This window comes from Agromyces sp. GXS1127, from assembly GCF_050565425.1.
Lineage (GTDB): Bacteria > Actinomycetota > Actinomycetes > Actinomycetales > Microbacteriaceae > Agromyces.
Window position 1 is genome coordinate 97,753 of record NZ_JBOCIG010000005.1, and the last position, 20,975, is coordinate 118,727.

Annotated in this window: 22 protein-coding genes and 2 tRNA genes; 15 read left to right on the top strand and 9 right to left on the bottom strand. The window is 69.3% G+C overall.

The genetic code is table 11. The features are described 5' to 3' along the window. Positions 1-694: 694 nt before the first annotated feature. Genes rsmG through rpmH form a run of 6 tightly spaced genes read right to left on the bottom strand, consistent with a single transcriptional unit; the run spans position 695 to position 3,976 of the window. Positions 695-1,351, bottom strand: a complete 657-nt coding sequence (rsmG, locus tag ACQ393_RS10675) for a 16S rRNA (guanine(527)-N(7))-methyltransferase RsmG (RefSeq protein WP_430646811.1) — start codon at positions 1,349-1,351, stop codon at positions 695-697. Positions 1,352-1,391: 40 nt separating this feature from the next. Beyond that, positions 1,392-1,889, bottom strand: a complete 498-nt coding sequence (locus tag ACQ393_RS10680) for a protein jag (RefSeq protein WP_430647018.1) — start codon at positions 1,887-1,889, stop codon at positions 1,392-1,394. Positions 1,890-1,894: 5 nt separating this feature from the next. After that, complete coding sequence (gene yidC / locus ACQ393_RS10685) at positions 1,895-2,872, bottom strand: membrane protein insertase YidC (RefSeq protein WP_430646812.1); 978 nt, start codon at positions 2,870-2,872, stop codon at positions 1,895-1,897. 9 nt (positions 2,873-2,881) lie between these two features. Then, positions 2,882-3,400, bottom strand: a complete 519-nt coding sequence (gene yidD / locus ACQ393_RS10690) for a membrane protein insertion efficiency factor YidD (protein ID WP_430646813.1) — start codon at positions 3,398-3,400, stop codon at positions 2,882-2,884. Between the two features lies 1 nt (position 3,401). Next, on the bottom strand, positions 3,402-3,830 hold the full coding sequence (rnpA, locus tag ACQ393_RS10695) for a ribonuclease P protein component (protein WP_430646814.1): 429 nt from the start codon (positions 3,828-3,830) through the stop codon (positions 3,402-3,404). 8 nt (positions 3,831-3,838) lie between these two features. After that, complete coding sequence (gene rpmH, locus ACQ393_RS10700) at positions 3,839-3,976, bottom strand: 50S ribosomal protein L34 (protein WP_064002918.1); 138 nt, start codon at positions 3,974-3,976, stop codon at positions 3,839-3,841. A 486-nt stretch (positions 3,977-4,462) separates the two neighbouring features. Between rpmH and dnaA the strand changes: the two genes are divergently transcribed. From dnaA to ACQ393_RS10760, 12 genes are all read left to right on the top strand, one after another. Further along, a complete protein-coding gene (gene dnaA, locus ACQ393_RS10705) occupies positions 4,463-5,887 on the top strand; it encodes a chromosomal replication initiator protein DnaA (RefSeq protein WP_430647019.1) in 1,425 nt (474 codons plus the stop codon). A 467-nt stretch (positions 5,888-6,354) separates the two neighbouring features. Beyond that, entirely contained in the window at positions 6,355-7,509 is a 1,155-nt protein-coding gene (dnaN, locus tag ACQ393_RS10710; RefSeq protein WP_430646815.1) for a DNA polymerase III subunit beta, read from the top strand. A gap of 70 nt (positions 7,510-7,579) precedes the next feature. Beyond that, positions 7,580-8,863, top strand: a complete 1,284-nt coding sequence (recF, locus tag ACQ393_RS10715; protein ID WP_430646816.1) for a DNA replication/repair protein RecF — start codon at positions 7,580-7,582, stop codon at positions 8,861-8,863. After that, positions 8,856-9,335 carry a DUF721 domain-containing protein gene (locus tag ACQ393_RS10720; RefSeq protein ID WP_430646817.1) on the top strand — a complete coding sequence of 160 codons (480 nt, stop codon included), beginning with the start codon at positions 8,856-8,858 and terminating at the stop codon, positions 9,333-9,335. Before recF ends, ACQ393_RS10720 begins: the two co-directional genes overlap by 8 nt. Positions 9,336-9,459: 124 nt before the next feature. Beyond that, positions 9,460-11,475, top strand: a complete 2,016-nt coding sequence (gene gyrB / locus ACQ393_RS10725) for a DNA topoisomerase (ATP-hydrolyzing) subunit B (RefSeq protein WP_430646818.1) — start codon at positions 9,460-9,462, stop codon at positions 11,473-11,475. A 100-nt stretch (positions 11,476-11,575) separates the two neighbouring features. Beyond that, entirely contained in the window at positions 11,576-14,164 is a 2,589-nt protein-coding gene (gene gyrA, locus ACQ393_RS10730) for a DNA gyrase subunit A (RefSeq protein ID WP_430646819.1), read from the top strand. Between the two features lie 5 nt (positions 14,165-14,169). Next, the gene (locus tag ACQ393_RS10735) at positions 14,170-14,574 is read left to right on the top strand and encodes a DUF3566 domain-containing protein (RefSeq protein WP_129233062.1); all 405 of its coding nucleotides are present in this window, start codon (positions 14,170-14,172) and stop codon (positions 14,572-14,574) included. Between the two features lie 65 nt (positions 14,575-14,639). After that, positions 14,640-14,713: transfer RNA gene (locus ACQ393_RS10740), tRNA-Ile, on the top strand. A 42-nt stretch (positions 14,714-14,755) separates the two neighbouring features. Then, positions 14,756-14,828: transfer RNA gene (locus ACQ393_RS10745), tRNA-Ala, on the top strand. A gap of 178 nt (positions 14,829-15,006) precedes the next feature. Continuing rightward, positions 15,007-15,228 (top strand): hypothetical protein, encoded by a 222-nt coding sequence (locus ACQ393_RS10750; protein ID WP_430646820.1) that lies wholly within the window; start codon positions 15,007-15,009, stop codon positions 15,226-15,228. Positions 15,229-15,328: 100 nt separating this feature from the next. Further along, entirely contained in the window at positions 15,329-16,126 is a 798-nt protein-coding gene (locus tag ACQ393_RS10755; RefSeq protein ID WP_430646821.1) for a hypothetical protein, read from the top strand. Between the two features lie 53 nt (positions 16,127-16,179). Next, positions 16,180-16,623 (top strand): NUDIX hydrolase, encoded by a 444-nt coding sequence (locus tag ACQ393_RS10760; RefSeq protein WP_430646822.1) that lies wholly within the window; start codon positions 16,180-16,182, stop codon positions 16,621-16,623. Between the two features lie 88 nt (positions 16,624-16,711). Here ACQ393_RS10760 and ACQ393_RS10765 read toward each other — a convergent pair whose 3' ends face one another. Next, complete coding sequence (locus ACQ393_RS10765) at positions 16,712-16,948, bottom strand: hypothetical protein (protein ID WP_430646823.1); 237 nt, start codon at positions 16,946-16,948, stop codon at positions 16,712-16,714. Positions 16,949-17,495: 547 nt separating this feature from the next. After that, positions 17,496-18,035: a hypothetical protein gene (locus tag ACQ393_RS10770; RefSeq protein WP_430646824.1), complete on the bottom strand. Its 540-nt coding sequence runs from the start codon at positions 18,033-18,035 to the stop codon at positions 17,496-17,498. Positions 18,036-18,155: 120 nt separating this feature from the next. Between ACQ393_RS10770 and ACQ393_RS10775 the strand changes: the two genes are divergently transcribed. Beyond that, positions 18,156-18,695, top strand: coding sequence for a peptidylprolyl isomerase (locus ACQ393_RS10775; protein WP_430646825.1), 540 nt, complete (start codon positions 18,156-18,158; stop codon positions 18,693-18,695). 19 nt (positions 18,696-18,714) lie between these two features. After that, positions 18,715-19,572, top strand: a complete 858-nt coding sequence (locus ACQ393_RS10780) for a rhomboid family intramembrane serine protease (RefSeq protein WP_430646826.1) — start codon at positions 18,715-18,717, stop codon at positions 19,570-19,572. 311 nt (positions 19,573-19,883) lie between these two features. Here the strand turns inward: ACQ393_RS10780 and ACQ393_RS10785 are convergent, their stop codons facing one another. After that, on the bottom strand, positions 19,884-20,123 hold the full coding sequence (locus tag ACQ393_RS10785; RefSeq protein WP_430646827.1) for a cell division protein CrgA: 240 nt from the start codon (positions 20,121-20,123) through the stop codon (positions 19,884-19,886). Positions 20,124-20,202: 79 nt separating this feature from the next. Here ACQ393_RS10785 and ACQ393_RS10790 point away from each other — a divergent pair, with 79 nt between their 5' ends. Beyond that, the gene (locus tag ACQ393_RS10790; protein ID WP_430646828.1) at positions 20,203-20,973 is read left to right on the top strand and encodes a class E sortase; all 771 of its coding nucleotides are present in this window, start codon (positions 20,203-20,205) and stop codon (positions 20,971-20,973) included. Positions 20,974-20,975 lie beyond the last annotated feature (2 nt).

The window sequence follows — 20,975 nt, forward strand, 5'->3', positions numbered from 1 at the left end:
TCCGCACACAGAGCCGGCGGCGGCGCTCAGAGTCGTGCAGGCGCTACTGAGCGAGGCTGAGCGGTGACCCCGACACGCAAGCGGCACGCCACGGGAACCTGTTTCCGACGACGTCGTGCGCGACAACCGGGCAAGGACGTGGTGCGGAGATCGCCGTGGAGGACGGCATCCGCCGCTCGCGACCGAGTTGCCGGTTGTGGCGGGGAAACGCACCGTTTCACGTGAAACGGCCTCTCCCGCCGATCGGGCCGGCGCGAGCGCTCGCCCGACCCGTTCGGAGCAACTCGCTCGCCTCGAGCAGCAGCACCAGTCCACCGCGAGTCCCACGTGGACGACTCGATCGCCGACGGGGCGATCACCGCGAGTCACCCATCCAGTTCGCCCCGTCCAGGTCGTGCCCATCGCGGCTGCACCGACGCCGGCCCACGAGTACGCACGCCTCGAGGACGTGGCATTCGCTCGACAAGCCGAGGCCGCCGGCACGGCACTAGGCCGTTGAGGGCGCTTCACGGACAGTGCAGCCGCCCGAGCCCATCGGCAATGATGCAGGGCGTTAGAGCGGCAGGGAGCACGGCGACCCCGGGACTCCGTGACGCTCGATACCGGAGAGACGGCAGGGCGCATGTCCGGTCGACCGCGCTGCAGCTGGGCAGCGCCCGTTCGACGCACCGCCGCCGCGGTGAGGAGCGGCCGACTACTCCGCCGGCACGCGCGCCCGGAAGACTCGCGTGACGTCGTCGACGATGCCCTCGCCCAGGAGGACGACTTCGACGTCGACCAGATTGAACCGACGGATCGCCTTCTCGGCGGCCCGGATCTCGGCGTCGACCCCGCTGCCCTTCATGAGCACGAGCTCACCGCCCGGGCGGAGCAGGGGAGCGGTGATCGGGATCAGCGTCCGGAGCGCGCTCACCGCGCGCGCCGTCACCTGGTCGAGACGCCCGGTGAGCTTGACCTCCTCCGCCCTCCCACGGACGACGTCCACGTTCTCCAGCGCCAACTCGGAGACCTGCCGCTCGAGCCACGCCACACGGCGCTCCATCGGCTCGATGAGGGTGAACCGGACGTCGGGTCGTGCGATCGCGAGCACCAGGCCGGGAAGCCCGGCGCCCGAGCCGACGTCTCCCACGCGACCGGGGCGCAGCAGCGGTGCGACCAGCCCGGAGTTGATGACGTGGCGCGACCAGAGGCGCGGCAGCTCGAGAGGTCCGATCAGGCCCAGCTCTTCGCCGTGACGGGCCAGATTCCGGGTGAACGCACGCGCGAGCTCGAGACGGTCGCCGAAGACCACGGTCGCTGCCGCCGGCTCCGGTTCCAGCACGGCCGGGTGCTCGGGAGTGTGCTCAGTCATGTTTCACGTGAAACGGTAGCGGCGCGACGCGGGCCTGCGCTCAGCCGACCCGCGTGATGACGGTGTGGCGCTCGGAGCCCTCGCCCCGCGACTCCGAATGCAGACCACGCTCGGCCACGAGGTCGTGCACGAGCTTGCGCTCGTACGAGGACATCGGCGGAAGGGCAGCCTCGGATGCACCACCCTCGATGCGCTCCGCGGCACGCGCCACGAGGCGGCCGAGCTCGTCGCGACGTGCATCGCGGGAACCCCCGACGTCGAGGATCAGGCGTGAGAACACGCCGGTCTTCGTCTGCACGGCGAGGCGGGTGAGTTCCTGGAGGGCGGTCACGGTCTCCGGGCGAGCGAGCACTGCCAGGGACGACGCCTCAGCGGCGTGCACCGAGAGGTAGGCGCGGCCGTTCCGGGCATCGATGTCGATGTCGCCGTCGAGGTCGCAGATGTCGAGGAGCTCCTCGATGTAGTCGGCCGCGATGTCGCCCTCCTCCTCGAGCTGCTCGAGGGAGCGGGTGGCGGCGTCATGCTGGACGTCGGTCATCGTGGTCACTTCCTGTTCTGCTTCTTCGCGCGGTTCTTGCTCACCGGCTGCTGGCGCTGCTTCGTGGTGGGCTTCTGCGGCTCGGCATCCTCACCCTCCGACTTGGTCTCGACGACGAGCTTGCCCTTGCGCGCAAGCCGAGCCTCACGGGCCTTCGCCGCGTCGCTGCCCGGCGTGGGCATGTTGCGGATGACGATGAACTGCTGGCCCATGGTCCAGAAGTTCGAGACCAGCCAGTAGAACATGACGCCGAGGGGGAAGGCGACGCCCGAGAACGCGAAGACGAGCGGGAGCAGGTACAGCAGGATGCGCTGCTGGCGGAACATGGGGCTCGCCTTGGTCTCGGGCGACATGTTCTTGGAGACGATCTGCAGCTGCGTGATGAACTGCGACGCCGTCATCAGGATGATCATCGTGACCGCGACGAACATGGTGGAGGCGCTGAACGGGTCGCCCGCGATCATCGCGTTCCACTCGCCGATGAAGGTCGAATTCAGCGGGGCGCCGAGGAACTCCGCATTCGAGAACGACTCCGCGAGGGTGGGCGTGAGCGCGCCGACACCGCCGCGCTCGGCGTGGATCGACGCGTCGTTCAGCACCGAGAACAGGCCGAAGAAGATCGGCATCTGGAGCAGCAGCGGCAGGCACGACGAGAGCGGGTTGGTGCCCGTGCGCTTGTAGAGCTCCATGGTCTCGCGCGACATCGCCTCGCGAGAGAACTGGTCCTTCTTGCCCTTGTACTTGTCCTGGATCTTCTTGAGCTGCGGCGCGACCTCGAGCATGCGGCGCTGGCTCTTGATCTGCCGCACGAAGATCGGGATGAGCGCGGCCCGCACCACCACGACGAGGCCGACGATGGCGAGCACCCAGGTGAGGCCCGCGTTCGGGTCCATCCCGAAGAACGTGAACAGCGAGTGGAACGCGACGAGGATCAGCTCGATGGCCCATTTGATGGGCCACAGGATGATGCTGAAGATGTCCATGGGGGTGGGTCAGTCCTTCCGGGACGTGATGGGAGAGAGGTCGGGTTCCGGGACGCGGCGCGAAACGGATGCCGTGTGCTCGCCGGCCGGGGAATGGTCGTGGTTCTGCGCGTGATCGTGAGCCGAATGCACATGCGTCGGATGCGCGTCGGCCGCGGCGATCGGCACGCCGACACGCCGGCGACCGCTCCGCTGCTCGGGACGGCGACTCCCACTGCCGGCACCGGCCCAGTCGGCCGGGATGACGAAGCCGAAGCGCGTCACGTGGAACCGCCGGACGCGGGGGAGCGGCACGTCGTCGACGCCGCCGGCGGACCAGGGGTTGCATCGCAGGATGCGCCATCCGGTCAGCGCCGAGCCGATGACGAGACCGCGATGCTGGACGGCGCCGAGGCCGTAGGCCGAGCACGAGGGGTAGTACCGGCAGACGTCGCCGTAGAGCGGCGAGACCACGGCCCGGTACGCACGGATGAGCACGACGCCCGCATTGCGGGGCAGGAGCCAGACGAACCAGGCGAGGTTCTTCACGTCAGCGTTCTTCCACTCGGGCCGGCGACGGCCCCGGGGCGTCCGACTCCGCGACATCCGCCGCCGATCGAGCCGATCGCGACGGACCACCCCGTCGCCTGCCGCGGGCGGCGAGCGCGGCGGCGAGGTCGCCGCGGAGCTCGGCATAGCCCGCGCCGGCCGCCGTGGGCAGGGCACGTACGACGACGTCGACGGCGGAGACCCCGCCGTCGACGAATTCGCGGCCGGCCGCCTTCAACCGCCGGCGAACCAGGTTGCGGCGGACGGCGCTGCCGACCTTCTTGGACACGATGAAGCCGAAGCGCGCGTCGGAACCCGCCTCACGTGAGCGAACGTAGCTCACGGTGTGGGCACCGGCGACCTTCGCACCACGGCGCACGATGAACCGGTAGTCATCGGCGCTCGTGATGCGGTTGGCTTTGGCGAGCACCGAGGAACTTACGCGGAGAGCTCGGTGCGGCCCTTGGAGCGGCGGGCCGAGAGGATCGCGCGGCCGGCACGCGTGCGCATGCGGGCGCGGAAGCCGTGCTTCTTGGCGCGACGACGGTTGTTGGGCTGGAACGTACGCTTGCTCATCTTCTTCTCCGGCTGGGAAATTCCGCGCACGGACGCGTCACAGGTGCGCCGGCGGGGAGAACTCGGTGCCCGAAAGGGCTGCGGTCAACTGATTAAAACTACGGCCTGCGGATGCCGCGGTCAAACCGAGCGCACGTCGGAACGGACATTCTCCCGCGATCCACAGGTTGCCGAGCGGAGCGACACGCCGACGGCGCGTCGGATCCTCGAATCGGCATTTGTCCGAGCAGGCCCGATTCGCTAGCGTGTGACACCAGTTATCCCCAGCCTGTGCGGCGGAATCACGCGGTTCTCGCAAGTCTGCTCACAGGTGGTGGAAACGTTGTGAACAGACGCCTTCGGGCCGCTCCGCCGAATCGCTCGGGGGAGCGACGAGCGGCCGCCGAACGGTGCGACAGATTGCGGGGAGCGATGACGGAACAGCCCATCAGCGAGACGTGGGCGACGGTCCTCGGGCGACTCTCCGACGACGAGGCGATCACGCCGATGCTCCAGGGGTTCCTCAACCTCGTCGAGCCGAAGGGCATCGCGGCGGGCACCTTCTACCTCGAGGTGCCGAACGACTTCACCGCGAGCATGCTGAACCAGCGGATGCGCGTATCGCTCCTGACGGCGATGAGCGCGATCGACGCTCCCGCCCCGGTCACCTCGTTCTACGTGGTGGTGAACCCGGAGCTCGAGGAGCTCCGGCCGGCCGAACCCGTCCCGAACGGCGCCATGGGCGTCGGCCCGTCCGTCGGGGCCGGCGGCCCGGGGCCGATCGGCACCGGCGTGCCCGGCGGACCGATGGGCCTCGACGCCGCAGCCGACGACGTGCCGGTCGGCCCGCAGCCCATCTTCGACAGCGGCAGCGGCAGCGTCGATCGCCCGCGCGACGCGCGCCTGAACCCGAAGTACTCCTTCGACAGCTTCGTCATCGGCCAGTCCAACCGGTTCGCGCACGCGGCGGCGGTGGCCGTGGCCGAGGCGCCGGCGAAGGCGTACAACCCGCTCTTCATCTACGGCGACTCGGGCCTCGGCAAGACGCACCTCCTGCACGCGATCGGCCACTACGCGATGAGCCTGTACCCCGGCATCCGCGTGCGGTACGTCTCGAGCGAGGAGTTCACGAACGACTTCATCAACTCCATCGCGAACAACCGCGGCTCGCTCTTCCAGCAGCGCTACCGCAACATCGACATCCTGCTGATCGACGACATCCAGTTCCTGCAGGGCAAGGCGGAGACGCAGGAGGCGTTCTTCCACACCTTCAACACGCTGCACGATCACAACAAGCAGGTCGTGATCACGAGCGACGTGCCGCCGAAGCACCTCACGGGCTTCGAGGACCGGATGCGCAGCCGCTTCGAGTGGGGCCTGATCACCGACGTCCAGGCGCCCGACCTCGAGACGCGCATCGCGATCCTCCGCAAGAAGGCGCAGAACGAGCACCTGCAGGTGCCCGACGACATCCTCGAGTACATGGCCTCGAAGGTCTCGAGCAACATCCGCGAGCTCGAGGGCACGCTCATCCGCGTGACGGCGTTCGCGAGCCTGAACCGCACGCCGGTCGACATGCCGCTCGTGCAGACGGTCCTGAAGGACCTCATCACGGATGACACCGACAACGTCGTCGCGCCGGTCGACATCATCACGGCGACGGCCGACTACTTCAAGCTCACGGTCGACGACCTGTACGGCTCGAGCCGCTCGCAGGCGGTCGCGACCGCCCGTCAGATCGCGATGTACCTCTGCCGGGAGCTCACGAGCCTGAGCCTGCCCAAGATCGGCCAGCTGTTCGGCAACCGCGACCACACGACCGTGATGTACGCGAACAAGAAGATCTCGGAGCTCATGAAGGAGCGCCGCTCGATCTACAACCAGGTCACCGAGCTGACCGCGCGCATCAAGCAAACCACCCGCTATCGCTGAGTCCGGGGGTCGGATGCCGCGTGCTCGCGCGGCTCGTCGGCGCGCCCTCCGACCGGCCGACGACCGTTCCTGAGAGCTCGCCGACACGATTCCGCACAGGTGTGGAAAATCTGTGGATTGTTAACGAGCAACCGCGCCACGACTGTTGAGACGCCGGTGCGTCCTGTGCACAACTCCGCACGGCGATCACCGACGGCCGATGCCGCGCACACGGCTTTCCACACACCGTGCACAGCCACGACGGGCTCGCATCCCACTGCCCGCGCGGATCTCCGAACACCATCCACAGTTTCCACACCGGTTAACACCGTTAAGAGATATCTGGATTAACCCACGGCGTTCGGCAACCTGGGATCGGCCGTCGCCGGAGGCGAGCCGCCCCGCGTCCCGACCCGCGAAATCACCGCGCCGGAAACGGGCGTCCGGATAGCATGGGAGCCATCCAGCACCTCCACGACGGGAGAACCGTGAAGTTCCAGGTCAATCGCGACGTCTTCAGTGAGGCCGTGTCGTTCGCCGTCAAGCTGCTGCCGCAGCGCACGACCCTCCCGATCCTCTCCGGGGTGCTGATCCAGGCCGAGGGCGACGGGCTCGTCCTCTCCTCCTTCGACTACGAGGTGTCCTCGCGCACCGAGATCCAGGCCGACGTCGAGGAGCCGGGCACCGTCCTGGTGTCCGGTCGACTGCTCGCCGAGATCGCCGGCCGCCTGCCGAACGCGCCCGTACGCGTGTCGACCGAGGAGTCGCGGATCTCGGTCACCTGCGGGTCCGCGAGCTTCACGCTCCTGTCGATGCCCGTCGAGGAATACCCCTCGATCCCCGAGATCGGCGAGCAGACCGGCGTCGTCCCCGCCGAGGAGTTCGCGTCGGCGGTCGCGCAGGTCGCGGTCGCGGCATCCCGCGACGACGTCACCCCGGTCATCACCGGCGTGCAGCTCGAGGTCCGCGAGACGAACCTGAGCCTGGTCGCCACCGACCGTTACCGCGTCGCGATCCGCGAGATCGACTGGGACGGCGGCGGGGTCGCCGGCGACGGCGACGCCACGACCACCGCGCTCGTCCCCGCGCGCACGCTCCAGGAGGTCGGCAAGACCTTCGGGCACTCGGGCACGATCTCGGTCGCGATCACGAGCCGCGACGACCGCGAGCTCATCGCCTTCTCGGCCGACCGCAAGACCGTCACGAGCCTGCTCATCAAGGGCAACTTCCCGCCCGTGCGCCGGCTCTTCCCCGACACGGTCGAGAACTACGCGGTGATGAACACCGCCGAGCTCATCGAGGCGACCCGTCGCGTCGCGCTCGTACTCGAGCGCGAGGCCGCGCTGCGGTACTCGTTCTCGGAGGACGGGCTGACGCTCGAGGCGATCGGCAGCGAGCAGGCCCAGGCGTCCGAGTCGATCGACGCGATCCTCACGGGCGACGCCACGGTCGTTTCGTTGAAGCCGCAGTTCCTCCTCGACGGCCTGCAGGCGGTGCCGAGCGAGTTCGTGCGCATCTCGTTCACCAAGACCGAGAACCCCAACAAGCCGGGGCCGGTGCTCATCACGAGCCAGACCTCGCGCGAGCAGGCCGGCGCCGACAGCTACCGCTACCTGCTCCAGCCGAACCTGCTGCTGCGCTGATCATCCGGCCGCGCCCGGCGATGTCGGCGGCGGCGGGTAGCGTGGGGGTTCGCAAGAAGGGAGCCGCACCGTGCACGTCGCGAGGCTCTCGCTCACCGATTTCCGCAATTACCGCTCCGCCGAGCTGACGTTCGAGCCCGGGGCGACGGTGATCGTCGGGCGCAACGGGCAGGGCAAGACCAACCTCGTCGAGGCCATCGGCTACCTCGCGACGCTCGGATCGCATCGCGTCGCCGGCGACCAGGCGCTCATCCGTGCCGGCGCCGACGCGGCGATCGTCCGCGCGCTGCTGTCCTCCGCCGGCCGCGAGGTCCTCCTCGAGCTCCAGCTGAACCGGCACGGCGCGAACAAGGCCCAGGTGAACCGCGGCGCGGCGAAGCCGCGCGACCTGCCCAGGTACGCGCACTCGGTCCTCTTCGCTCCGGAAGACCTGGCGATCGTCCGGGGCGAGCCCTCGGTGCGCCGCCGCATGCTCGACGGCCTCCTCGTCCAGCGCGTGCCGCGCCTCGCGGGGGTCATGGCCGACTACGACCGCGTCCTCAAGCAGCGCAACTCGCTGCTGAAGAGCGCTCGGGCGCGCGGCCTCGCGGCGTCGCAGCTGACCACGCTCGACATCTGGGACGAGCGGCTCGTCGAGCTCGGAGCCGAGCTCATCGACCGTCGCAGCGAACTCGTCTCGGAGCTGCGCGATCCCCTCGCGGCCGCGTACCGCGCGATCGTCGACGACGACCACCGCCCCGAGTTGCAGCCCGTGCTGTCGATCGACGGCGCCGATCCCGACGACGACCCCACGGATGCCGCGGCGGCGACGGGCGACGGCGGCACCGCCGTCGAGCCGGGCGCCGACCGCGCCCACACGGCGGAGCGGTTCGCCGCAGCGCTGGCCGCGCTGCGGCGCAAGGAGCTCGAACGCGGGGTCACCCTCGCCGGCCCGCACCGCGACGACGTGCTGCTCCTGCTGAACGGCCTGCCGGCGAAGGGCTATGCGAGCCACGGCGAGTCGTGGTCGTTCGCGCTCGCCCTGCGGCTCGCCGCCGCCGAGCTGCTCCGGCGCGACTCCTCGACAGGCGATCCGGTGCTCGTGCTCGACGACGTCTTCGCCGAGCTCGATCGCCTGCGCCGCGAGCGGCTCGCGGCCGCCGTCGGCGGGTACGAGCAGGTGCTGATCACGGCCGCCGTCCTCGAGGACGTGCCCGAACCGCTCTCGCACCGCGTGATCCGGATCGCGGCGGGTGAGGTCGTCGAGGCGCCGGGATCGCCCGAGCAGCCTGAGCACGAACCGGCCGCCGGTGCCGCGACATCCGTCATCGCCGCCGCCGCCGGACGAATGCCGTCGGAGGCACCCGGTGTCTGAGGCCGCACGCACGTACCAGCACTTCCGTGAGATCTTCGGCGGCGAGCCCCGCATCCGCCCGGGCCGGGCACGGACTCGGACGCGGGAGGTCGAGGGCAGCGAGCCGTTCGCGCCGGGCCGCGACCCGAAGCCGCTCGGGTCGGCGATCGACACGCTGACCGCGCAGCTCGGCTGGACCGGACCGCTGTCCCAGCAGGAGCTCCTCTCGGCATGGCCCGAGATCGCCGGCGAGGACATCGCCCGCCATTCCGAGCCCATCGCGATCGAGGGCGGCGTGCTCCAGGTGCGCTGCGAGTCGACGGCGTGGGCGACGCAGTTGCGGATGATGCGCGAGGAGCTCATCCGGGCGATCCTCGAGCGGCATCCCCGGGCCGGCGTCGACACGATCCGGTTCCAAGGCCCGGATGCCCCCACCTGGAAAAAGGGTCCCAGATCGGTTCCAGGGCGCGGTCCGCGCGACACCTACGGCTGAGACGGCAAAATCGGTCACTTCGCTGTTCTCGGCGCCGCAGATCGGCGCGGAGCGATTCTCGGGGCGACCGGGAGTTGATAGGATCAAGGGTCGCCAGTACGACGGTTTGGAGCCCGATTCACCCATGACAGCGGAACCGACGAAGGCCCAGGGCGCGCCTGAATACGGCGCCGACGCGATCCAGGTTCTCGAGGGCCTCGAAGCGGTTCGGAAGCGTCCCGGCATGTACATCGGCTCGACGGGGCCGCGCGGACTCCACCACCTCGTGTACGAGATCGTCGACAACTCGGTCGATGAGGCGCTCGCCGGCTTCGCCGACGACATCGACGTGACGATCCTGCCCGACGGCGGGGTCCGCGTCGTCGACAACGGCCGCGGCATCCCGGTCGACATCCACAAGACCGAGGGCCGCTCGACGGTCGAGGTCGTGCTCACGGTGCTGCACGCGGGCGGCAAGTTCGGCGGCGGCGGGTACGCGGTGTCGGGCGGCCTGCACGGCGTGGGCTCGTCCGTCGTGAACGCGCTGTCGAGCCGGCTCGAGGTGGAGGTCAAGCGCCAGGGGCACGTCTGGCGGCAGTCGTACCGCGTCGGCGTCCCCGACGCGCCGCTCTCGCAGGACGAGGAGAGCACCGAGACCGGCACGATCATCACATTCTGGCCGAGCGAGGAGATCTTCGAGACCGTCGAGTTCGACTACGAGACCCTCCGCACGCGCTTCCAGCAGATGGCGTTCCTCAACAAGGGGCTTCGCATCACGCTGACCGACATGCGCGCCGGCCACGTCGAGATCGACCCGGAGGACACCCCGACCACCGGCGCCATCACCATCCCGGTGCAGCGCACCGACACCTTCCTCTACGAGCGCGGGCTCGTCGACTACGTCGAGTACCTCAACCGGTCGAAGAAGGTCGAGCTCGTCAACGACGAGGTCATCTCGTTCGAGGCGGAGGACACCGAGCGCCACATCGCGCTCGAGGTCGCGATGCAGTGGACGACCGCATACACCGAATCGGTCCACACCTACGCGAACACGATCAACACGCACGAGGGCGGCACGCACGAGGAGGGGTTCCGGGCGGCGCTGACGACGCTCGTCAACCGCTACGCGCGCGAGAAGGGGATCCTGAAGGAGAAGGACGACAACCTCTCCGGCGACGACGTCCGCGAGGGCCTCACCGCGGTCATCTCGGTCAAGCTCTCCGAGCCGCAGTTCGAGGGCCAGACGAAGACCAAGCTCGGCAACACCGAGGCGAAGTCGTTCGTGCAGCGCGTGGTCGGCGACCAGCTCGGCGACTGGTTCGACCGCAACCCGAATCAGGCGCGCGACATCATCCGCAAGGCGCAGCAGGCGGCCACCGCCCGCATCGCGGCGCGCAAGGCGCGCGAGGCGACGCGACGGAAGGGCTTCCTCGAGACGAGCGGCATGCCGGGCAAGCTCTCGGACTGCACGAGCAAGGATCCGACCGTCTCCGAGATCTTCCTCGTGGAGGGCGACTCGGCCGGCGGATCGGCGAAGACCGGCCGCAATCCCGAGACCCAGGCCATCCTGCCGCTGCGCGGCAAGATCCTGAACGTCGAGAAGGCGCGCCTCGACCGCGCGCTCGGCAACGCCGAGATCCAGGCGATGATCACGGCGTTCGGCACGGGCATCGGCGAGGACTTCAACCCCGAGAAGGCCCGGTACCACAAGATCGTGCTCATGGCCGACGCCGACGTCGACGGCCAGCACATCACGACGCTGCTGCTCACGCTGCTGTTCCGGTACATGCGTCCCCTCATCGAGATGGGCTACGTCTACCTGGCGCAGCCGCCGCTGTACCGCATCAAGTGGTCGAACGCCGACCACGACTACGTGTACTCCGACCGGGAGCGCGACGCGGTCATCGCCGACGGCCAGGCCGCGGGCCGCCGCCTGCCCAAGGAGAACGGCGTCCAGCGCTACAAGGGCCTCGGCGAGATGAACCACCAGGAACTGTGGGACACCACGATGAACCCCGAGACCCGCACGCTGCTGCAGGTCACGATGGACGACGCCGCGGCGGCCGACGAGATCTTCTCGACCCTGATGGGCGATGACGTGGAGTCGCGCCGGGCATTCATCCAGAAGAACGCGAAGGACGTGCGTTTCCTCGACATCTGATCGCACGAGCCGCATCCGCGGCGACTCGATCGAGGTCGAGTAGTCGGCCCCTCCGGCCGGCGCATCGAGACCCACCCAGGCAGAAACGAGATCCACGAGAATGACGGACGAGATCGACAACGGCGAGGCCTTCGGCGTCCACGGCCGGATCGACCAGGTCGACCTGCACCTGGAGATGCAGCGGTCCTACCTCGACTACGCGATGAGCGTGATCATCGGGCGCGCGCTGCCCGATGTCCGCGACGGCCTGAAGCCCGTGCACCGCCGCGTCATCTACACGATGTACGACGGCGGCTACCGTCCCGACCGTGCGTTCTCGAAGTGCACGCGCGTCATCGGCGACGTCATGGGCCAGTTCCATCCGCACGGCGACAGCGCCGTGTACGACTCGCTGGTGCGCCTCGTGCAGCCGTGGGCGATGCGGTACCCGCTCGCGCTCGGTCAGGGCAACTTCGGCTCGCCGGGCAACGACGGCGCCGCCGCGCACCGGTACACCGAGACCAAGATGTCGCCGCTCGCCATGGAGATGGTGCGCGACATCGAGGAAGAGACCGTCGACTTCCAGGACAACTACGACGGCCGCACGCAGGAGCCGACGGTCCTGCCGAGCCGCTTCCCGAACCTGCTCGTCAACGGCTCGGTCGGCATCGCGGTCGGCATGGCCACGAACATCCCGCCGCACAACCTGCGCGAGGTCGCCGACGGCGCCCTGTGGGCGCTCGAGAACCCGGATGCCTCGCGCGAGGAGCTGCAGGACGCGCTGATCCAGCGCATCAAGGGGCCGGACTTCCCGACCGCCGCGCAGATCCTCGGCGTCAAGGGCATCCACGACGCCTACCGCACGGGTCGCGGCTCGATCACGATGCGCGCCGTGGTGAACGTCGAGGAGATCCAGGGCCGCACCTGCCTCGTCGTCACCGAGCTCCCGTACCAGGTCAACCCCGACAACCTCGCGGTCAAGATCGCCGACCTGGTGAAGGACGGCAAGCTCGCCGGCATCGCCGACATCCGCGACGAGTCGTCGGGCCGGACGGGCCAGCGCCTGGTGATCGTGCTGAAGCGCGATGCGGTCGCCAAGGTCGTGCTGAACAACCTGTACAAGCACACGCAGCTGCAGGACAACTTCGGCGCCAACATGCTCGCGATCGTCGACGGCGTGCCTCGCACCCTCTCGATCGACGGGTTCATCTCGCACTGGGTCGACCACCAGGTCGACGTGATCGTCCGCCGCACCGAGTTCCGCCTGCGCAAGGCCGAGGAGCGGATGCACATCCTGCGCGGCTACCTGAAGGCGCTCGACGCGCTCGACGAGGTCATCGCGCTCATCCGGCGTTCCGCCACCGCGGAGGACGCCCGCGACGGCCTGATCCAGCTGCTCGACATCGACGAGCTCCAGGCCCGCGCCATCCTCGAACTGCAGCTGCGCCGCCTGGCCGCGCTCGAGCGCCAGAAGATCATGGACGAGGCGGCCGAGCTCGAGCGCCAGATCGCCGACTACCGCGACATCCTCGCCACCCCGGCGCGCCAGCGCACGATCATCGCCGACGAGCTCCGTGAGATCGTCGACAAGTTCGGCGACGAGCGCCGCACGCACATCGTCCCCGGGTTCGACGGGGACATGTCGGTCGAGGACCTGATCCCCGAGGAGGAGATGGTCGTCACCGTCACCCGCGGCGGGTACATCAAGCGCACGCGCAGCGACAACTACCGGTCCCAGCACCGCGGCGGCAAGGGCGTGAAGGGTGCGCAGCTGCGCGCCGACGACGTCGTCGACCACTTCTTCGTGACGACGACGCACCACTGGCTCCTCTTCTTCACGAACATGGGCCGCGTGTACCGCGCGAAGACGTACGAGATCCAGGAGGCCGGCCGCGACGCGAAGGGCCAGCACGTCGCGAACCTCCTCGAACTGCAGCCCGACGAGGAGATCGCCGAGATCCTCGACATCCGCGACTACGGCGTCGCCGACTACCTGGTGCTCGCCACGCGCGACGGCCTGGTCAAGAAGACCGAGCTGACCGCGTACGACACGAACCGCTCGCGCGGCGTCATCGCGATCAACCTGCGCGAGGGCGACGAGCTCGTCTCGGCGATGCTGGTCGACCAGCACGACGAGATCCTGCTGGTCTCGAAGAAGGGCATGTCGCTCCGATTCGAGGCGACCGACGAGGCGCTCCGGCCCATGGGCCGCTCGACGTCGGGCGTGAAGGGCATGGGCTTCCGTCCGGGCGACGAGCTGCTCGCGGCATCCGTCGTGCCCCACTCGAACGGCGACGACGGGGCCGATGCGCCGGCGGATGCCTCGGGGCAGAAGCACAGCGCGGCGAACACCTACGTCTTCGTGGTGACCGAGGGCGGCTACGCCAAGCGCACCCGGATCGAGGACTACCGCAAGCAGCAGCGCGGCGGCCTCGGCATCAAGGTGGCCAAGCTGAGCGACGACCGGGGCGACCTCGCGGGCGCGCTCACCGTCGCACGGGAGGACGAGGTCCTCGTGGTTCTTGCCAGCGGCAAGGTGGTACGCTCTGACGTCGCCGAGGTCCCCGCCAAGGGCAGGGACACGATGGGCGTCGTGTTCGCGAAGTTCGTCGCGGACGATCGCATCATCGCGATCGCGAGGAATTCCGAGCGCAACCTGGTGGATGAGGCCGCAGAGCCCGAAGCGGCCGAGACCGCGGAAGAGGAGTGACCGTCATGAGCAGCGTCGCTGAGAAGCTGGCCGGCAAGTCGAACCGGAAGCCCCCGGCGAAGCAGGTCCGCCTGCGGCTGGTGTACATCGACTTCTGGTCGGCGGTGAAGCTGTCGTTCCTGGTGGCCGTGTGCCTCTCGGTCGTGAACATCGTGGCCACGTTCCTCGTGTTCACGATCGTGCAGTCGACGGGCCTGTTCGAGAACCTGAACAGCCTGGTGCAGGATGTCGCAGGCGCGGGCACCGACCTCCGGTCGATCCTGTCGGTCGGCAACGTCATGGGCTTCGCGGTCGTGGCGTCGCTGCTGAACCTCGTCGTGACCACGGCGCTGGGTGCGGTCGTCGCCGTGCTGTACAACCTCAGCGTGAAGATCACGGGCGGCATCCTGGTCGGCTTCACCAACAACTGAGGCCGTTCTCGGCTCGATTTCACGATCCCGAACCCTTCGGGTAGTCTGTCCTTCGGCCGAAATTCGGGGATATAGCTCAGGCGGTTAGAGCGCTTCGCTGATAACGAAGAGGTCCGAGGTTCAAGTCCTCGTATCCCCACTCCGATAACTCCACAACCGGGTGCCCCAGGGCATCCGTCACGGGGCCTTAGCTCAGTTGGTAGAGCGCCTGCTTTGCAAGCAGGATGTCAGGAGTTCGAATCTCCTAGGCTCCACAGTCCAGCCGGCCCGATCGCACTCCCGATCCTCGGCGATTCCCCGTGTCGCCCGTCATCGACATCGCTCATCGACGTCCGTCGGAATCTTCTCCGACCGGGTGCATCCGATCCCGCCCTGATCCCGGAAGTAGTGGATATCGGGTGGTAGGCACCCGCTGACAGAAGGGGAAGTCCAATGAAGCGCATTCTCGCCACCGGGTTCATCGTCGGCCTCGCTGCGGTCGGTCTCGCCGCGGGCCCCGCGAACGCGGCGCCGAACGACGCCGCCTGCTTCGGCGGCATCCACAAGACCCTCAACACCGAGGGCGCCCTCGGCTTCGACGGCGTCGGCGAGGTCGTCCGGGCGGTCGGCGGGCAGATGAAGAACGAGATCGCTCGCGGGCTCTGCGGCGACTGAGGCCCGGGGCTTCTCGGCACCGTCGGCGGCGGCTCGGACCTTCGTTCCGGGCCGCCGACCGGCGTTTCCACGCCGGGCGCGGGTTGGTACGGTCGTCCTCATGCCGGGCACCAGGATCGCGTCGCTCGAGCGGATCGCCGCTCGGCTTCGCGCGGCGGGGAGCGTGTTCGCCGAGGAGGAGGCCGCGATCCTCGCGGAGAGCGCATCGGATGACGCGGAGCTCGCGTCGCTGGTCCGGCGTCGGATCTCGGGCGAGCCGCTCGAGCCGCTCGTCGGGTGGGTCCGATTCGGTGCGCTTCGGCTCGCCGTCGGCCCGGGGGTGTTCGTTCCGCGCCGGCGCAGCCTGCGGCTGGCCCGGCTCGCCGTGCGGCGCGTGCGTGCGACGGTCGCGCCCGTCATGCTCGAGCCGTACTCGGGCGTGGCGCCGCTCGCGGCGACGGTCGCGCATGCCGCCGCCCACGCGGAGGTGCACGCCGCGGACCGGGATCCGGCCGCACTCGCCCTCGCCCGCCGCAACCTGCCCGCGGGAGCGGGCGTGCACCGAGCCGACGTGCTCGACGGAGTGCCGGACGGGTTGCGCGGGCGCATCACGACGATCGCGGCCGTGCCGCCGTACGTCCCCGAGGCGCACCTCGGCCTGATGCCGCGCGAGGCCCGGGAGCACGAGCCTGCGGCGGCGCTCGTCGGGGGCGGGGCGGACGGGCTGGATCAGGTGCGCCGGCTGATCGTCGACGGACGAGCGTGGCTGGCCGATGGCGGGTCGATGCTCCTCGAGCTCGGCGCTCCGCAACTCCGGGTCGCGGCCGGGGAGGCCCGCGCCGCGGGCTGGCGCCCGCTCGTGCATCGGCCGAACGAGTCCCGGAGCGGCGTGCTCGAGCTCGTGGCCGCGTCGGGGTGATCGGCCGCGGCCGGGGCGGCGTCATCGCCGGGTCGGGGTAATACAGTGGCGGGATGGACATCCGCATCGCCGCGTACGGGGTGATCATCCGTGACGGCGAGATCCTGCTCTCCCACTGGAACGAGCACGGCCGGTCGGCCTGGACCCTGCCCGGCGGTGGCATCGAGGGGGCGGAGCATCCGATCGAGGCGGCCCGTCGCGAGATCCGCGAGGAGACCGGCTACGACGCCGAGATCGATCGACTGCTCGGCATCGACACCATGGTGGTGCCGGCGGCGAAACGGCACCACGGGTCGGCGCCGCTCTACGCGATGCGAGTGGTGTACCGCGCGCGCGTCGTCGGCGGCCGGCTGGAGAACGAGGTCGGCGGTTCGAGCGACGAGGCGCGCTGGTTCCCGCTGGGCGAGGTCGCCTCGCTCACGCGGGTGAGCCTGCTCGACATCGCGCTGCGCATGAACGCGGAGGAGCCGGCGGACGGCGCGCCGCCGCGCGCCTGAGCGAAGCCGGTGCCGGAGACGGGCGACGGCCCCGTCCGGCGAGCGGACGGGGCCGTCGTGGTCGGTCCGGACACGGCGCTCATGGTGATCAGAGCGTCCGGGCCACGAGCGCGAGGGTGGTGAAGTTCTCCTCGCGGAGGCGACCGGCCTGGTGCTGGAGCCCGGCGGTGCGCGCGAGCTCGGTTCGTGCGCGACGCGCTGCTGCGGCACGGCTCCAGGCGAGCAGCGCGAGCCCGGCACGTCGTGCCAGGCGCTCCTGCAGGCGGCCTGCGCCGGCCGCTGCCTGTTGCGCGGTCGAGCGGGATGCGGTGAGTGTGGTGTTCACGGTGATTCCTTCATCGGGATGGCGGATGGCGCGCGCGGATGCGACGCGCCGGGAGGTGACGGGTGCGGGCTCCCGGGACGTCGCGCCGCGGCATCCGTCGCGACGAGGCGAGGGTGCGAGGGCGCACGAGTGGCGGGAGAGGATCGGCGGTCCGAGCGGGGCGGATGTCGCGGATCAGGTGATCCGGTGCCGGATGGACGGGCGTCGGCCCACGGTGCAGGCGTGGCGCGTCAGGCGGTGGACCTGCAACGAGCGGTCAGCGCGGGAACGCGCGAGCTAGCAGGCCGCGAAGGGGGCGCCGAGGAAGGCGACCGCCGGCCGGATGGGCGTCTGGATTCGCTGCATCATCATGGGGTCTCGCCTCCTCTCCTGTGCCGGGCCCGACCGTGATCGGTGGGGCCGAGTCACGACCATAGCGTCGTTCGCTCATCACCCGCAAGAGGGAATCCGGAATCGGAGGGAAATCAGTGCCACCCCTGACCCGAGGGGCGTCGAAACGGCGACGGCCCCCATCCGCGTGCGGATGGGGGCCGTGGAAACCGTGGGATCAGATGACGGGCGACGGGGCGGAGCCGTCCGAGCCGGACACGGTGCCCGGCTCCTCGTCGGCGACCCAGAGCTCGTCGTCGGCGCGGAAGGTCTGCCAGACCGCGTACGCGACGCCGACCGCCGCGACGACGCCGGCGCCGATCGCGAGGTAGGTGCCCACGCCGGGGCCCTGCTTGCGCTTGATCTCGGCCGCGGCCCGCGGTGAGACCCGCTCGATCGCCCGACGCACACGCGTGTCGTTGGCGATGTCGCCGATCGACAGCAGCGAGCCGAGCGCACTGCCGAGCGACCGCTCGACCTGATCGCCCGCAGTGCGGGCGTAGCTCCGTGCCTGGTCGAAGCCCGGGCGGACGTAGGTCTGGTACCCCGTACGCACGCGCGGAACGACTTCCTCCTGGGTCAGCAGGTTGATCTGTCGGCTCGCCTCACGCGCGACCTTGCCCGCGTGATCCAGCACGTCCTGCTGGGTCCCCCACAGTTCCTCTGCACTGCTGCGCAGCCGCTTGAGTTCCTTCCGGCGCTTGCGTGACAGGCTCATCTCGACCTCCATCGTTGTGCAGCGAACTCCTCCATCCTGCCACCGAACCGGCTGGATGTGGGGTGGGAAGCACGGGGGTTGCCAGCACCGTGCCGAATCGTGCATGAGAGAATCGTCGGTATGCCGAATCCCACCGCAGTCGCGACGATCACCACCAACCACGGCGACATCAAGGTCGACCTCTATGGCAACCACGCACCGAAGACGGTGAAGAACTTCGTCGGCCTCGCGACCGGCGAGATCGAGTGGACCCACCCGGGCACGGGCCAGACCACCACCGACCCGCTCTACGACGGCGTCGTGTTCCACCGCATCATCCCCGGCTTCATGATCCAGGGCGGCGACCCGCTCGGCCAGGGCATCGGCGGGCCGGGCTACCGCTTCGACGACGAGATCCACCCCGAGCTGGACTTCACCGAGCCCTACATCCTCGCGATGGCGAACGCCGGCATCCAGGGCGGCAAGGGCACGAACGGCTCCCAGTTCTTCATCACGGTCGGCCCGACCACGTGGCTGCAGGGCAAGCACACCATCTTCGGCAAGGTGACGGATGCCGCCAGCCGCGAGGTCGTCGACAAGCTGGCGTCCGTCCCGACCGACGGCCGCGACCGCCCCCTCGACGACGTCGTGATCGAGAAGATCACCGTCGAGCAGGCCTGAGCCGGATCCCCGCCCCCCGGTGAGCGACCCGGCGCCCGAGCGCGCGAGCACCTGCTATCGGCATCCCGACCGGCAGAGCTTCGTGCTGTGCCAGCGCTGCGGCCGCACCATCTGCGGGGAGTGCCAGACCCCGGCTCCCGTCGGGGTCATCTGCCCCGAATGCATGCGCGAGCAGCGCGCGTCGGCACCGCGGACCAAGCCCCCGGCGCTGACGCGCGTCCGCTCCGCCGCCCGACGCGGCGCCCCGGTGGTGACGTATTCCATCATCGGCATCACCCTCGCGGTGTACGTGCTCCAGCTCATCCCGGGGCTCGGCGTCACCAACTGGCTGTATTTCACCCCGCTCGCGATGAGCGAGGTGGCATTCCAGCCGTGGCGCCTCTTCACCACCATGCTCGTGCACTCGACCGACCTGATCTTCCACGTGGCCCTGAACATGTACACGCTGTGGATCTTCGGACAGCTGCTCGAGAACGTTCTCGGTAGATGGCGGTTCCTCGCGCTGTACCTCATCTCCGGACTCGCAGGATCAGTCGGCGTGATCTGGCTGTCCGACCCGAACACGAGCGTCGTCGGCGCTTCTGGTGCCATCTTCGGACTCATGGGCGCGTTCCTCGTGATCCAGCGCCGACTCGGTGGGAATGCCACGCAACTCCTCATCCTCGTCGGCATCAACCTCGTGATCGGGTTCGTGCCGGGCTTCAACATCGCCTGGCAGGCGCACCTCGGCGGACTCGTCGGCGGAGCGATCGTCGGGCTGATCTTCGTCGAGACGCGCAAGCGCGACCAGCAGCGGCTCCAGTGGATCCTGCTCGGAGGACTCGTGGTCGTCCTCCTCATCCTGAGCCTGCGGTACTTCTACCTGCCGCTCTTCTGAGGCGACGTTCCTTCGCACGCCGGCGTCCCGCCGCGCGGGCCGGTTCGGCGTGCCTCGGCGCCGCTCCGACACCGCCAAACCCGGTCATTGTGGGCGGAGCCGAGCGGTTATCCACAACGCTGTCCACAGTTGGGGAGAGTTACACGGGTGTGATTCCGCACGATGTCCGGAATTCCGCGCTTTCCATGTCTCCACAGGGTGTGGAGTATGTGGAGAAACCTGTGGAAGGTGTGGATAACACTGTGCAGAGATGAGGAAAGCGGGGCGGATGCCGCAGCATCCGCCCCGCTTCGAGGTCGTTCGAGCCGGCGTCAGCGCCAGCGGGTGGTCATGAGGAAGCCGATGAAGGCGATGCCGAAGCCGACGAGGATGTTCCAGGAACCGAGCGCGGCGACGGGGAGCGCGCCCTGGCTCACGTAGAACAGGATGATCCAGACGAGGCCGAGCAGCATGAAGCCGAACATCACGGGCTTGAACCAGACGGGATTCGGCGCGTCCTCGCCGCTCGGCTGCTCCGCGCGCGCGGGCTTCGAAGAATCAGTGCGTGCCATGCCGGAGATTCTACTGCACCTGATTCTGCGCGTGATCCGCGGATCCGCACGGACGGGGCCGCCGAATAGACTCGCGTGCATGCCCGATGCATCCACGCCGCGGCGCTCGGAGCGCCGACGCGTGAGCGTGGTGGGCGTCTTGGGAGAACTGCTCCTGACCGCCGGAGCCGTCGTGCTGCTCTTCCTCGGCTGGCAACTCTGGTGGAACGACGCGATCACCGGCGCGCGGCAGTCCGCGGCGGCATCCGACCTCTCGACCGGATGGCAGGAGGCGGAGCGCGTCCGGGGCGAGCCGCCGAGCGCGGAGACCCCGTCCGACGCGGCCGAGCCGTACGTGGACGCGAGCGAGCGCGCGTACGGCGACGCGTTCGCCGTGATGTACGTGCCGCGCTTCGGTGACGACTCGCAGCGTACCGTCGCCGAGGGCACCGGCCTCGACGTGCTGAACGATGCCGACACCGGGGTCGGACACTACGAGGGCACGCAGATGCCGGGCGCCGTCGGCAACTTCGCCATCGCCGCGCATCGCAGCGCCTACGGCGGCGGGATGCACGAGATCGACCGGCTCCAGCTCGGCGACGGCATCTACATCCAGACGAGCGACGGGTGGTACACCTACCGGTTCCGCGATCTGGAGTACGTCACGCCCGACACCGTCGGCGTGCTCGCACCGGTGCCGCACCACCCGGAGCTCGCCCCGACCGATCGGATCATCACGTTGACCACCTGCAATCCGCTGTACTCGACCGCCGAGCGCATCATCGCCTACGGCGTGCTCGAGACGTGGCGTCCGACCGCCGACGGACCGCCGGACGAGATCGCCGACGCCGTCGCCGCTTGGGGGCGATGAGC